Source organism: Glycomyces lechevalierae (genome assembly GCF_027622945.1).
GTDB classification, from domain to species: domain Bacteria; phylum Actinomycetota; class Actinomycetes; order Mycobacteriales; family Micromonosporaceae; genus Glycomyces; species Glycomyces rutgersensis.
Window position 1 is genome coordinate 20311 of sequence record NZ_JAPZVQ010000011.1, and the last position, 13955, is coordinate 34265.

Annotated in this window: 12 protein-coding genes; 4 read left to right on the forward strand and 8 right to left on the reverse strand. The window is 71.3% G+C overall.

Annotation, left to right across the window (positions count from 1 at the left end; all coding sequences use genetic code 11):
• Nucleotides 1-176 precede the first annotated feature (176 nt).
• Complete coding sequence (locus O2L01_RS16995) at nt 177-1409, reverse strand: MFS transporter (protein ID WP_270123182.1); 1233 nt, start codon at nt 1407-1409, stop codon at nt 177-179.
• Nucleotides 1410-1565: 156 nt separating this feature from the next.
• Between O2L01_RS16995 and O2L01_RS17000 the strand changes: the two genes are divergently transcribed.
• Nucleotides 1566-2735: an ROK family transcriptional regulator gene (locus O2L01_RS17000; protein ID WP_270123183.1), complete on the forward strand. Its 1170-nt coding sequence runs from the start codon at nt 1566-1568 to the stop codon at nt 2733-2735.
• A 463-nt stretch (nt 2736-3198) separates the two neighbouring features.
• The gene (locus tag O2L01_RS17005) at nt 3199-4050 is read left to right on the forward strand and encodes a CPBP family intramembrane glutamic endopeptidase (protein ID WP_270123184.1); all 852 of its coding nucleotides are present in this window, start codon (nt 3199-3201) and stop codon (nt 4048-4050) included.
• 126 nt (nt 4051-4176) lie between these two features.
• Here O2L01_RS17005 and araA read toward each other — a convergent pair whose 3' ends face one another.
• The 3 genes from araA to araB are packed head-to-tail and all read right to left on the reverse strand — an operon-like array spanning nt 4177 to nt 8029.
• Nucleotides 4177-5673 carry an L-arabinose isomerase gene (araA, locus tag O2L01_RS17010; protein WP_270123186.1) on the reverse strand — a complete coding sequence of 499 codons (1497 nt, stop codon included), beginning with the start codon at nt 5671-5673 and terminating at the stop codon, nt 4177-4179.
• A gap of 5 nt (nt 5674-5678) precedes the next feature.
• Nucleotides 5679-6368 carry an L-ribulose-5-phosphate 4-epimerase gene (locus O2L01_RS17015; RefSeq protein ID WP_270123187.1) on the reverse strand — a complete coding sequence of 230 codons (690 nt, stop codon included), beginning with the start codon at nt 6366-6368 and terminating at the stop codon, nt 5679-5681.
• A complete protein-coding gene (araB, locus tag O2L01_RS17020; RefSeq protein ID WP_270123188.1) occupies nt 6365-8029 on the reverse strand; it encodes a ribulokinase in 1665 nt (554 codons plus the stop codon). Before araB ends, O2L01_RS17015 begins: the two co-directional genes overlap by 4 nt.
• A gap of 477 nt (nt 8030-8506) precedes the next feature.
• Here araB and O2L01_RS17025 point away from each other — a divergent pair, with 477 nt between their 5' ends.
• Nucleotides 8507-9352, forward strand: coding sequence for an SDR family oxidoreductase (locus tag O2L01_RS17025; protein WP_270123189.1), 846 nt, complete (start codon nt 8507-8509; stop codon nt 9350-9352).
• 282 nt (nt 9353-9634) lie between these two features.
• On the opposite strand, the gene O2L01_RS17030 is transcribed toward O2L01_RS17025, so the two are convergent.
• The 4 genes from O2L01_RS17030 to O2L01_RS17045 form a co-directional block, all read right to left on the reverse strand.
• Nucleotides 9635-10207 carry a hypothetical protein gene (locus O2L01_RS17030; RefSeq protein ID WP_270123190.1) on the reverse strand — a complete coding sequence of 191 codons (573 nt, stop codon included), beginning with the start codon at nt 10205-10207 and terminating at the stop codon, nt 9635-9637.
• Nucleotides 10204-10728 (reverse strand): phage holin family protein, encoded by a 525-nt coding sequence (locus tag O2L01_RS17035; protein WP_270123191.1) that lies wholly within the window; start codon nt 10726-10728, stop codon nt 10204-10206. The genes O2L01_RS17030 and O2L01_RS17035 overlap by 4 nt, the downstream gene beginning before the upstream one ends.
• A 23-nt stretch (nt 10729-10751) precedes the next feature.
• Complete coding sequence (locus tag O2L01_RS17040; protein WP_270123192.1) at nt 10752-11084, reverse strand: plasmid stabilization protein; 333 nt, start codon at nt 11082-11084, stop codon at nt 10752-10754.
• A gap of 282 nt (nt 11085-11366) precedes the next feature.
• Nucleotides 11367-11879 (reverse strand): DUF4383 domain-containing protein, encoded by a 513-nt coding sequence (locus tag O2L01_RS17045; RefSeq protein ID WP_344469200.1) that lies wholly within the window; start codon nt 11877-11879, stop codon nt 11367-11369.
• Nucleotides 11880-12085: 206 nt separating this feature from the next.
• Here O2L01_RS17045 and O2L01_RS17050 point away from each other — a divergent pair, with 206 nt between their 5' ends.
• Entirely contained in the window at nt 12086-13924 is a 1839-nt protein-coding gene (locus O2L01_RS17050; RefSeq protein WP_270123194.1) for a transketolase, read from the forward strand.
• The last annotated feature ends 31 nt before the right edge of the window (nt 13925-13955 follow it).

Sequence of the window (13955 nt, forward strand, 5' to 3'; positions counted from 1 at the left end):
CGTACGGCCTTGGTCGAAGGTCTCGCTCGCCCCGTGGGAACCGAGGCCGTGCGGCCGGGCCCGAGGGCCAGTGTGTCGACCGCAGCGTTGGGAGCTACTCCCCTTCTGCGCTGGCAAGTGTACGCGCGGGCCCGCCGCGGCGGCGACGGGCCGGTGCGTGACGTGCGCCGCGCCGGTCAGGCGGAGAGCGCGGTCGCCTTGTCGGCGTTCGGTTCGGGGGTCCGGTCTTTGAAGAGGCGGCGCAGGGTGAGCGGCCCGGCGAACGCGGCGAAGGCGGCGAGGACGGCGGGGACGAGGAGCCCGGTGGTGATGCTGGTGGCCTCGGCGATGTAGCCGATGGCGGCGGGGCCGATGAGGAGCCCGGTCGAGCCGGACATGGAGATGAGGGCGACGTTCGAGGGCGTCCCCCCGGCTTGGCCGATGGCGCTGAACAGGACCGGGACGATGATGGCGATGCCGCTGCCGGCGAGGAGCCAGCCGGCCCAGGCGAGGGGGAGACCGCCGGCCACATCCGAGACAAGGACGAGGACGTAGCCGGCGGTGGCCAGGGTGCCGGCCCACAGGAGGGTGGGGCCGGGGCCGAGCTTCGCGCGGATGGGGTCGCCGAAGAGCCGGAAGACGGTCATGGCGACGGCGAAGACGGTGTACGAGAGGGGTGCGAGGGCGGCGTCGGCTTCGAGGACGTTGGCGGCGTGGAGGTTCGCCCAGTCGATCGCGCCGGACTCGATGAGGTGACCGCCGAGGCCGAGCACGAACAGGGCGGCGAGGAGCAGTGCGCCGATGCGGCGGACGGGGGCTCCGCTGCTGCCGCCGGAGTTGTCTCGACCCGGGGGCGGCAGCAGCGGACGTGTGAAGGCGGCCATGGCGACCGCGCTGATGACGGCGACGGCGACGAGCACCGCCTGGCCGCCGAGGCCGACGCCGAGGGCGATCGCGGTGACGGCGCCGGCGAGGGCGCTGCCGAGGCTCCAGAGGCCGTGGAACGCGGAGATGATGGGGCGCCCGCAGCGCTGCTCGAGCTCGACCGAGTGGGCGTTGATGCCGACCTCGATGAAGCCCACGCCGACGCCGTACAGGGCGGCGCACGCCAGGAGCGTCGTGTAGTTCGGGGCGAGGGCCGGGGCGATGAGCACGAGCTGCGTGGCCGGGGCGGTCCACAGGAGCAGTTTGCGGCTGGTCACGCGGTCGGCGACGCGGCCCGCGACGACCATCGAGCCGAGCCCGACGAGCTGGATGAGCAGCAGCGCGGTGCCGAGCTTCGCTTCGCCGAGGCCGAGCCGGGCGTCGATGCCGGGCAGCGAGGCGGCCCAGGCGCCCATGACGAAGCCGGAGGTGGCGAAGGCGCCGTGGAGCCCGATGCGGGCGCGGCGCAGGACGAGCGGGTCCTTGGTGTTCGTTGCGGTGGGCACAGCCGTTGGGGTCCTTGCACTCTCGACGGAGACGGGCCCGATGGCGACCCGCACATTTTTGTTCGCGATAAGAACATAACAAGGGCGGGGTTCGCCCGTCAAGGTTTATGTTCAAGCCGAACACAAAAACTTCGACGCGACTGGCATAATCCCTGCATGCCCCAGACGATGACCAGCGCCGACCTCCGGATCCACAACCAGGTCCGGCTGCTGCGCGCCGTCCACGACGCCGCCGAGCCCTTCACCCGGGCCGAGGCCGCCCGGCTGCTCGGCATCGGCCGCAACACCGCCGCCGCCCTCGTCGGCGAACTCGAACAGGCCCGCCTGCTGCACGAGGTCCCGGCCGAGACCAGCGGCCGCGGCCGGCCCACGACCCTCCTCGTCCCGCACCCTCAAGGGCCCCTGGCCTTCGCGGTCGACTTCCGCGAGGACACCTGGACCCTCGCCGCCGCCGAACTCGGCGGCGCCGTCACCGAACTCGAGACCGGCGAACACGACCGCACCCCGAACGTCTTCGCCGAGATCCGCGCGGCCGTGGCGCGGCACGAGACCCCGCGGCTCACGGTGCTCGGCTTCGCCACCTCCGGCCCGATCCGCGACGGCCACCGCCTCCACATCTCCCACCTCGGCTGGGACGAGGTCGAACTCGGCGAACTCATCGGCCCCGACTGGCCGCGAACGGTGATCGACAACGACGCCCGCCTGGCAGGCCTCGCGGAAGCGAGACGGGGTGCGTTGCGCGGCATGGGAACCGCGCTCCACTTCCACATCGACTTCGACATCGGCGGCACCCTGCTGCTCGCCGGAGACGCCCAGCGCGGCGGCCACAACATCGCAGGCGAGTTCGGGCACATGCCGCTGAGCGGGTCGACGCTGCGGTGCATGTGCGGCGTTCAGGGCTGCTGGAGCCTCGATGTGGGGGCGAACGCGCTCATCCGCAGGTTCGGGGAGGCCCCGGGATACGGGGCGGGCAGGGAGCTCGCTCAGGAGGTCCTGCGCCGGGCCGAGGCCGGAGATGTCGAGGCGGGCGCGGCGCTGGACGACAACGCGGCCGCGCTCGGGAAGGGCCTGGGGGCGCTGGCGAACGCGCTCGACCCGGAGGCGATCAGCCTCTCGGGGCTCGGTGTCGAGCTGATCCGGTTGCGGCGCGCAGTGATCGAGGCGCAATGCGTCGAGGCGCTGATGGAGTTCCGCCGGAACGAACCACCGCAGATCGTGGCCGGGAAGCTGGGCGGGGCGGGCCCGCTGCGAGGAGCGGCGGAAGTCGCCTGGGACGCCGTCCTCAACGCCGACTGGGTGAAGGCCCGGCTCACGGGCGGGCGCTGAAACGGCCGGAGCGCGGTAGCGAATTCGCAGGTCAGGGGTACCTGACCCACGCTTGTGGTTCCGGTTGAGCCCTACGAGCGCAAGCACTGGGGATATCCAGGTCAGCGAACCATCCCTATCCCCCACCCTCCCAGAAGGGGACCGAAGTCTTGGGCCGAGCGTGACAGCGGGGACCGACAAGAACCGGCCGCAGACCGCCCCGCGAACACGGAATCCACTCGATCGGGTGAGGCAGGCGCGACCACAGTCACGGCGGCGGCCGGAGCGAGAGTACGGCATGTCCTTGCGGGCCAGCACCAGCGCGACCCTGAGGACGGTCCCGGGGCGGTTCGGGTGTTGCGACGGCGCTTCCCCTGCGCCGAAAGGCCGATGCCCGGGAATGCCGATCGGTCCGAGGACCGATGCGCGGCAAGGGGTTCGGGACGCAGGCTGGAGCGCGTCAACGCCCCTGAGGAGTCTGCACATGGTCCAGACGCTGTCCCCGTCGCGTCAGCGCCCGCTTGTCCGCCTGATCGCCGCTCGGCCGCTGCTGAGCTTCTTCGTCCTGTCGTTCGTGCCGTCGTTCGCGTACGAACTCGTCTGCATCTTCGTGCTGCGGCTCCCGTTGGTGCCCTGGATGTTCGCGGCGCCGTTCATCGGGCCGTTCGCGGCGGCCTTCGTCGTCACCGCAGCCACCGACGGCCGCGCCGGCGTGCGCGGACTGCTGCGCGACCTCGCCCGCTGGCGGGTGGGCGCGCGCTGGTACGCCGTCGCCGCGCTCGGCCTGCCCGCGCTGCTCATGCTGTGCGTGCTCCCGGTGTCCGGCGGACCGGCGGCGTTCCGGCCCGATCCCGCGGCGCTCGGCGAATGGGCGTTCGCGTTCGTCCTCGTGCTCATCGTCGGCGGCCCGCTCGGGGAGGAGCCCGGGTGGCGCAACTTCGCCACGCCGCGGCTCCAGGAGCGGTTCGGGCCGGTTGCCGGGACGCTCGTGCTCGGGGTGATGTGGGGCCTGTGGCACCTGCCGCTGTTCCTGATCGAGGGCTACAACCACGCCGGGAGCGACCTCGCCGCCACGGCCGCGCCGTACGCGGTGTTCCTCGGATTCACCGTGGCGATCGCGTTCCTGTTCACCTGGCTGTACAACCGCAGTGAGGGCAGCGGGCCGATCGCGGTCATCGCGCACACGTTCTGCAACGTGTCGCTGCTGCCGGTGCTGTTCCCCGGCGTGGAGAACGACCTCCACTACGAGATCGTGCAGCTCGCGGCGTTCTCGTTCCTCGCCGTCGTCCTGGTCGTCGCGACCCGCGGCCGCCGGGGGTGGCGCGGGGCGCGATAGGAAAAGGGGGGGGCCGGGCGGGGCCCCGCCCCCGGTATCGCCGGGCGGGGGGGGGGGCGGGGGCCGCTATCGCAACGGGGCGCCCCGGCCCGCCCCCCCCCTCCATGTATCGCCTTGCGGCGCTTGCTAGATGCCGCCCTCAAGGTGGTGGTACACCTGGTTCCAGCGGAGTTCCTGCTTGAACTCGCGGGCGTTGGTGCCCTCGCCGATGACGACCAGCTCGATGCCGGCGATCTCCGCGAAGTCCTCCAGGACCTCGCGGCCGAAGGCCTGCGTGAACGAGGTGTGGTGCGGTCCGCCCGCGGTCAGCCAGGACTCGGCGGAGGTCTGGAGGTCCGGCAGGGGCTCCCAGACGGCCCGCGCGACCGGCAGGTTCGGCAGGTCCTCGTCGGGCTCGACCGTGTTGACCTCGTTCGCCACCAGGCGGAGCCGGGTGCCGAGGTCCATCATGCCGACGCAGATCGCCGGGCCGGGCGGGGCGGTGAAGACCAGGCGGACCGGGTCCTCCTTGCCGCCGATGCCGAGCGGGTGGATCTCCGCCTTCGGCTGCTCCGAGGCGATCGTCGGGCAGACCTCGAGCATGTGCGCGCCGAGGATCTGCGGCGACTCCGCGCCCAGGTTGTAGGTGTAGTCCTCCATGAAGGACGTGCCGCCCTCGAGGCCCGTGGCCATGACCTTCATGAGGCGCACCAGGATCGAGGTCTTCCAGTCGCCCTCGCCGCCGAAGCCGTAGCCGTCGGCCATGAGGCGCTGCACCGCGATGCCCGGGAGCTGCTTGAGCGCGCCCAGGTCCTCGAAGGTGTCCGTGAACGCCTTCGCGCCGTGCTCCTCGAGGACGGAGCGCAGGGCCAGCTCGATGCGGGCCGAGTCGCGCAGCGACTCGTGGCGGTCGCCGCCGACGCGCAGCTCCGGCACCACGTCGTAGTCGGCCTCGTAGACCTTGACGAGGTCGTCCACGGCCTTGTCCTCGATGGACGCGACGCGCTCGACGAGCTCGTTGACGCCGTAGGTGTTCACCTCGACGCCGAGGCGGATCTGCGCCTCGGTCTTGTCGCCCTCGGTCACGCCGACGTAGCGCATGTTGTCGCCGAAGCGGATCAGTTTGAGGTTCTGGGCCTCGTTCCAGCCCAGCGCGGCGCGCGCCCAGTTGCCCACGCGCTCCTGGACCTGCGCGTCGGCCCAGTGGCCCACGACGGTCTTGCGGCGGTGGCGCATGCGGGTGAGCATGTACCCGAACTCGCGGTCGCCGTGGGCGGCCTGGTTCAGGTTCATGAAGTCCATGTCGATGTCGGCCCACGGCAGGTCGCGGTTGTGCTGCGTGTGCAGGTGCAGCAGCGGCTTCTGCAGCACGCCGAGGCCGGAGATCCACATCTTCGACGGGGAGAAGGTGTGCATCCAGGCGATTACGCCGACGCACGAGTCGTCGGCGTTGGCCTCCAGCAGCACCTTCCGGATCTCGTCCGGCGTGGTCAGCACGGGCTTCGCGACGACCTTGACCGGGATCGCGGGGGCGCCGTCGAGCCCGGCGACGATGTCGGCCGAGTTCTGGGCGACCTGCTCGATGGCCTCCGGGCCGTACAGGTGCTGGCTGCCGGTGACGAACCAGAGTTCCTTTGTTTCCATTGGTGTTACTGCTCCTTGGGGGCGGGCTGCTGGCCGTAGACGTTCTGGTAGCGGTCGTAGAGCTTGTCGATGTCCGCCTGCGGGATCGGGATCGGCTCGCCGAGCTGGCGCGAGATGTGGACGGTGCGCGCCACGTCCTCGGCCATGACGGCGGCCTTCACGGCGGCCTTCGGGTCCTTGCCGATGGTGAACACGCCGTGGTTCTGCATGATCACCGCCGGGGAGCGGTGCCCCCGCAGGGTCTCGACGATGCCCTTGCCGATGGCGTCCGAACCGATGCGCGCGAACGGGCCGAGCGGGATCTCCCCGCCGAACTCGTCGGCCATCGCCGTGATGACGCACGGGATCGGCTCGGCGCGCGCGGCCCACGCGGTCGCGTACGGGCTGTGCGTGTGGACCACGCCGCCGACCTCGGGCATCTCCTGGTAGACCACGTTGTGGCTCTCGGCGTCCGAGGAGGGCGCCAGGTCGCCGTCGAGGATCTTGCCCTCGAGGTCGGTCACGACCATCAGCTCGGGCTTCATGTCGTCGTAGGAGACGCCGCTCGGCTTGATGACGATCAGGTCGGTGCCCGGGACACGGCCCGAGACGTTGCCGCTGGTCCAGGTCACCAGGCCCCAGCGCAGCAGCTCGGCGTGCAGGTTGCAGACCTTGACCTTCATCTCCTCGACGGCCGGAGTCGTCTTGAAGCTCATTTCGTTGCCTCCGTGGCGATCTTGTGCAGAGTGTGCAGTGCGCGGGAGCCGCCGCGGCCGAAGTGGTCGTGCAGCTCCTCGTAGACGGCGTACAGCTCGTCGTAGGCGTCGGCGCGGGCCTCGTCGGGGACGTACGCGTTGCGCTCGACCTTGCCCATGGCCTCGGAGGCCGCGAAGATGTCCGGGTAGACGCCGGCCGCGACCGCGGCGTGGATCGCCGAGCCCAGAGCCGGGCCCTGGCCGGAGGTGAGCACCGTGATCGGCATGCGCAGCACGTCCGAGTAGGTCTGCATGAGCCACTTGTTCTTCAGCAGGCCGCCCGCGGCGACGAACTCGTTGATCGGGACGCCCGCCTTGACGAGGGTCTCGACGATCATGCGGGTGCCGAACGCGGTGGCCTCCACCAGCGCCCGGTAGATGTCCTCCGGCTTGGACTGCAGGCCCAGGCCGAGGATCACGCCGTGCAGGTCGTGGTCGACGAGGACGGAGCGGTTGCCCGAGTGCCAGTCGAGCGCGACCAGGCCGTGCTGGCCGACGGCCTGCCCCTCGGCGAGCTCGGTCAGGTACTCGTGGATCGAGATGCCGCGCTGCTCGGCCTCGGCGGTGTACTCGCCGGGGACGCCGTTCTTGGTGAACCACGCGAAGATGTCGCCCACGCCGGACTGGCCGGCCTCGTAGCCCCACAGGCCCTTGGTGATGCCGTCGCGAACGACGCCGCACATGCCCGGCGCCTCGGTCAGGTTCTCGCCGTTGACGACGTGGCAGGTGCTGGTGCCCATGATGGCGACCATCTGGCCGGGGCCGACGGCCTTCGCGGAGGCGGCCGTGACGTGCGCGTCGACGTTGCCGGCGGCGATCACGGTGCCCTCGTTCAGGCCGGTCCACTCGGCGGCCTGCGCGGTGAGCACGCCGGCCTTGTCGCCCAGCGGCAGGAGCGGGTGCTCCATCTTGGCGTTGAAGTCGGCGAAGTCGGGGTTGAGCGCGGCCAGGTACTCGCGGGAGGGACGCTCGCCGTCCTGCACGATGCCCTTGTAGCCGGCGGTGCAGGAGTTGCGGGTCTCCTCGCCGCAGAGCTGCCACACGATCCAGTCGGCGGCTTCGATCCAGCGCTCGGCGCGGTCGTAGACCTCGCGGTCCTCCTCGAGGAGCTGCAGGCCCTTGGCGTAGGCCCACTCCGAGGAGATCTTGCCGCCGTAGCGGGGCAGCCACGACTCGCCGCGCTCGGCGGCGACGGCGTTGATGCGGTCGGCCTGGCCCTGCGCGGCGTGGTGCTTCCAGAGCTTGGGCCACGCGTGCGGCCGGTCGGCGAGGTCGTCCAGCTCGCACAGCGGGGTGCCGTCGGCGGTGGTCGGGAGGATCGTGCACGCGGTGAAGTCCGTGGCGATGCCCACGACCTGGTCGGGGCTCACGCCGGCGGCGGCCACGGCGGCGGGCACGGCGTTGCGGAGCACGTCGACCCAGTCCTTGGGCGACTGGAGGGCCCAGCTGCGGCCGAGGCGGACGCCGGAGCCCGGGAGGGCCTCCTCGATGGCGCCGTGCTCGTACACGTGCTCGGCACTGGCCAGCTCGCGGCCATCGGCGACCGACGCGACGACGACCCGGCCTGACAGGGTGCCGAAGTCGATCCCGATAGCAACGGCACCGTTGTCGCTGCCAGTCATTGCGCCTCCTTTGGGGGTGCTCGTTTTCGACTCGTTCGTCGAGGTCCTTAAGGAAAAAGTGATCGCTCACATGCTGTTGTTCCACCGCGTGAGGGCAGCGTATGCACAGAGTTTGATCCCCAACAACCTAACGCATTCACACGTTCGATACCACCAGCGGTCCGGTGAACGGACGCCCGAACCGGAAATACCGGATCGATTCCGGCGCGCCTGAACCGCAACACGATACCCGGGTGTGACCGAGGTCCCGCGACGGCGCCCGTGCACAGCACTCCGTACATCGTATTCCGTACGCCGTATCCAGTGCGCAGTACGTTGTACGCCGCACACTGTACGACGTACGAGTAATGCGCATCCGCATCGTCTCGTACGGCGTACGCCGTACTAAGTACGAGGTTATCCGCGATCACCGCCGGGTATTCGCCGGGCCGGGACCCGGCCGAAGCCGAGGCCGGGCAGAGCGGAGAGGACAGACTGATGGGCAAGCCGGGACAGCAGCAGGAACCTCCGGGCATGACCGAGGCCATGACGCCGAAGCCCAAGGACTCCATGGAGGGGTACGAGGGCCGCGGCCTCCTCAAGGACCGCCGGGCGCTGATCACCGGCGGCGACTCCGGGATCGGGCGGGCCGTCGCGATCGCGTTCGCCAAGGAGGGCGCCGACGTCGCCATCGCCTACCTCGAGGAGCACGAGGACGCCGAGCGGACCGCGGAACTGGTCGAGGCCGAGCGCCGCCAGTGCGCGCTGCTCCCCGGCGACCTCGCGGACCGCGACCACTGCCGCGAGGTGGTCGACCAGACCGTCAAGGCGCTCGGCGGGCTCGACCTGCTCGTCAACAACATCGCGACCCAGACGCCGGTGGAGCGGCCCGAGGACATCAGCGACGAGCAGTGGGAGCACACGTTCAACGTGAACATGCACAGCTTCCACCGGGTGACGCGGGCGGCGCTGCCGCACATGGGCGAAGGCGACGCGATCGTCAACTGCGCCTCCGTGAACGGCCTGCGCGGCAACAAGACGCTCATCGACTACTCGGCGACGAAGGGCGCGATCATCGCCTGGACGTACTCGATGGCGCAGGCGCTCGCGCCGCGCGGCATCCGCGTCAACTGCGTCGCGCCCGGTCCCGTGTGGACGCCGCTCATTCCGTCGACACTGCCCGAGGACCATGTGGAGGGCTTCGGCTCGAACACGCCGATGGGCCGCCCGGCCGAACCGGACGAACTCGCGCCCTCGTTCGTGTTCCTGGCCTCGAACACCATGTCGTCCTTCATCACCGGCGAGGTGATCGCGGCCCTCGGCGGCGAGACCATGCCCGGCTGACCGATCCGATCCGCCCGTGCCCCGGCCGCATTGCGGCCGGGGCACGAACGTGCAGGTCAACGGCAGCGCGACGCACAATGTCGTACCCCTCTGTCAGGGTTCATACCGGGGGCCCATCGAAGTCCGATTTGCCGGGACCCTCCGCTCACCTTTCCCGACACCGGGGACGGCGCCGACCGACCGGCGGCGCACCCGGAGCCGGGCGAAGACCTTCTGCGGCGCTCCCCCGAAAGAGGCGGACCGGCGGGCCATGGCCCGCCGGTCCGCTGCTCCCGCGTCGCCTCAGTGGGTGAGGCGGCGCATCGCCTTCCTGCGCTGCTTCAGCACGGCCGTCGCGGCCGAGCCGAAGGCGTCCTTCGCCGCGGCCCAGCGCTTGCGGGCGGCCTTGCTCGCCGCCTTCCGGCGCAGCTCGGTCTCCTTGATCGCCTGCCGCGCCGCGTCACGCGCGGCCTTGGAGGACCGGCGCTGGTCGCGGATGACGTGCACGCCCACGATCGCGGCCACCGTCGCGCCCGCCGCCGCGACGGCCACCGTCAGCGGGTGGCGCCGCACCGGCGCGAACGGACCGTGCGCATGTCCGGCGTCAGGGTCGAGGCCCAGCCGCTCCTTCAGCTCCAGCACCGTGTCGTTGACCCGCCCGCGCGTGAACTCGGCGTCCCTCTCCAAGTCCCTGGTGGACTTGTACTGGTCCGCCTCTGCGTTCTGACGGGCCCATTCGTCCTGGTGCTCGCGCTTGAACTCGGTCTCGCTCGGGGCCTCCACGTTCGGCCAGTACGGCATCGACACCGAAGGCGGCGGCGAGAGCCCGACTCCGGGCGGAAACGGCCCGTTCGTCGGGCCTGGCATACCGGTCATCGGTCCATCCTCCCTTTCAGAGCCCGGACGTCCTCCCGGGCGTGCTCCATCGTCTCGTCAGGGACCGGCGGCAGTGCCGCGCGGAGCTTGGCGCGCCCCACCAGCGCGAAGATCCCCGCGACCGCCAGCAGCGCCACGCCCGTCACGATGGCGGCCAGCCAGGCCGGCCACACCAGCGCGAGCGCGATGCCCGCCGCGAGGGCCAGCGCCGCGCCGCCGTAGATCGCGATGACGCCGGCGAGGGCGAACATGCCGCCGCCGAACGCGCCCCGCTTGGCCTTGTCGCCGATCTCGCGCGCGGCCAGTTGGGCCTCGACGCGGGCCAGGTGCGCCACCTGGGAGGTCAGGTCGCCCACGATCTGGCCGACGGAGCGGTCCTGCTCGTCCCAGTCGTGGCGGCCGCGGCCGCGCCGGCCGTGGTCGGTCCGGGTGTCGTGGTCGGCGTCGGCCCAGCGTCCGCCGTGCTCGCGCTCGGCGGCGCGGATGGCCTGCGCCTCGGGGTGGTCGTGTCGGACCTCCATGTCGTCACCTCTCTCCGCCGGGCTCAGGAGCGCCTGTCGACGGCGCGCTGGAGCTCGGCCTTGTTCATCTTGGATCGGCCTTCGATGTTCTTGCGGCGGGCCTCTTCGTAGAGCTGGTCCTTGGTGCGGCCCTTGGGCCCGGAGTGCGAACGCTGACCGCCGCGTTTCGCGGACGACATGTCCTTCGTGGAAGTGCGGCTGGCCTTCTTGGTCTCGCCCTTGCGGGCGCGTTCCTTGTTGACGGTGCGCGCGGCCATCTCCTCGGCCCGGTCGTGGCCCATGCCCCGGTCCTCGGCCTGGTCGCGGATGTGCTTGTACTGGCGTTCTTCCTTCTTGGTCCACTGTCGCTGCGGCATGGCCCTTCACCTCCGCGGTGTCCGGTTTCGGCCAAGTGCGATGCGGATCGGGTTCCCCGCCCGGCTCGGTGGAAACCTCGCGTGCGGCGGGCCCGGCGCTGGTCGGGGCGGTGCGCATACTTCGGCGGCGTCCGGGTAGCCCTCTTCGGCAAGCCAGGCTTGCGGGGGACTCCCGCCGCTCGGTGCGGTCTGTAGAGGGCTGCCGTGCCGCCCGGCGGAGCACCATAGATGAACGGCACTGCGGGAATCCGTCCCGCAGTGCCGTTCTGCGCGCGCGTCGGGTCAGCGGGCGGCGCCGCGGTTGGTCTCGCCGAAGTCGCCTTCGCCGCGGGCCTCGCTCTCCTTGGGGAGCTTGGTGTGCAGGAAGAGGCCGAGCGCGATCATGCCGAGGCCGAGCACGAGGTGCAGCCAGTCGTCGGCGGTGTTGGCGGGCAGGAAGTTGCCCGCGTCCTGGTCGCCGACGGGGAATCCGTACATGCCGAGCAGCAGGTAGAGGACGCCGCCGCCGATGAGGTACCAGCGGGCGGCCCTGACGAACCAGGCCATGAAGAGGCCGAGGAGTCCGATGGCGATGTGGATCAGGTTGTGCAGCACCGAGACCTGGAATATGCCGAAGAGTTCGGCCCCCGAGTCGGTGCCCGAGAAGGTCATGCTGGAGAAGTCCGTCGTGATGCCCGGGAGGAACCCGAGCACGCCGATCAGCACGAACACGAGGCCGACGCCCGAGGCGCCGTCCTGGACGGCGGTCGTGCGGCGCCGTTCGGCCTCCCACCAGTGGTGCCCGGTGGTGGACATCGGATGCGAGTTCATCGTTCCCCTCCTTTCGGTGTACCGAGCGCGCCGCCGCGCCCGCCTATGGGCTTCCGGACGAGGCGGCTCGCTGCGGGATCCGAGCGGACCCGCGTGGTTCGAGTACCCGTGTGCGGCGCTGTGACACCCGGTTTCGGGCCGGTGGGCGCGGGTAGTCCTGCCATTCAGGGACCCGACGCCATGGAGGAGCCGTGAGCCTCATCGAGGAACGCACCAGTGACATCGCCGAGCTCGGCCAGCAGCTCCGCGTGGATGCGGTGCGCGCGTCGGCCCGCGCGGGGTCGGGGCATCCAACCTCGTCGATGTCGGCGGCCGACCTGATGGCGGGTCTCCTTGCCGGGCATCTGCACTACGACTTCGATCGCCCGCATCTGCCGGGGAACGACCGGCTGGTGTTCTCCAAGGGGCACGCGTCGCCGCTGCTGTACGCGATGCTGCGCGCGGCGGGCGCGATCGACGAGGAGCATCTGCTGACGTACCGCAGGCTGGGCTCCGACCTGGAGGGGCATCCGACGCCGCGGCTGCCGTGGGTGGACGTGGCGACGGGGTCGCTCGGGCAGGGCCTGCCGATCGGGGTGGGGATGGCGCTGGGCGCGCGGCTGTCGGGGTCGCCGGCGCACGTGTGGGTGCTGTGCGGGGACGGCGAGATCGCGGAGGGCTCCATGTGGGAGGCGTTCGCGGCGGCCGCGGACTTCGGCCTGGGGAACCTGTGCGCGATCGTGGACGTGAACCGGCTGGGCCAGACGGGCCCGACCCGCTACGAGTGGGACACGGGGGCGTACGCGGCGCAGATCGGCGGGTTCGGCTGGCACACGATCGAGATCGACGGGCACGACCCGGAGCAGATCGACCAGGCGTACGCCGAGGCGGAGCGGCAGGACTCGCCGACGGCGATCCTCGCGAAGACCCGCAAGGGTAGGGGGGTCGCGGCCGCGGAGGACAAGGAGGGCCTGCACGGCAAGCCGCTGGACGAGCCGGAGAAGGCGGTCGTGGAGCTCGGGGGCGTGCGGGAGGCGCGCGTTCGCGTGAACCCGCCGCGGTCGAGCGAGCCGAGGCGCTCGCAGCCGTCGCTGCCGGTCGAGCGGCCGTCGTTCCCGGTCGGGAGCGACGCCGCGACGCGGGACGGTTTCGGGGCGGCGCTCGAGGCGCTGGGCGACGCGAACCCGGACGTGGTGGTCGTGGACGGGGAGGTCGCCGATTCGACGCGCACGGCCGCGTTCAGGAAGGCGTTCCCGAACCGGTTCTTCGAGTGCTACATCGCGGAGCAGCAGATGATCGGCGCGGCGGTGGGGCTGCAGTCGCAGGGGTGGATTCCGTACGCCGCGACGTTCGCCGCGTTCCTCACGCGCGCGCACGACTTCCTGCGGATGGCCGCCATCGGCGGGGCGGATCTGCGGGTCGTCGGCTCGCACGCGGGCGTGTCGATCGGCGCGGACGGCCCGAGCCAGATGGGCCTGGAAGACCTCGCGATGTTCCGGGCGCTGTGGCGCAGCGTGGTGCTGTACCCGTGCGACGCGAACCAGTGCGCGCATCTGACCGCGACGATGGCGGACCTGCCGGGAATCAGCTACCTGCGGACGACGCGCGCGGAGACGCCGGTGATCTACCGGGGCGACGAGCTGTTCCCCGTTGGCGGCAGCCGGACCCTGGTCGGTTCGGCGCACGACCGGGCGGTGATCGTCGCGGCGGGGATCACGGTCTCGGAGAGCCTGAGCGCGGCCGAGCGCCTGGCGTCGGAGGGTCTCCCGGTGCGGGTCATCGACGCGTATTCGGTGAAGCCGCTCGACGCGGCCGCGATCCGTCAGGCCGCCGCGGACACCGGGCGCGTGCTCACGGTCGAGGACCACTGGCCGGTCGGGGGTCTCGGGGACGCCGTCCTCGACGCCGTGGCCGGGCAGATCCCTGATGTGCGCTTCCACAAGCTCGCCGTGCGCGGCATGCCCGGTTCGGCCGGGCCGGCCGAGCAGTTGGCGGCGGCCGGGATCGATGCGGCCGCGATCGTGCGGGCCACGCAGCGGCTCGTGGCCTGAGCTCGAGAACTCGAAAACGCCGCACAGGAGA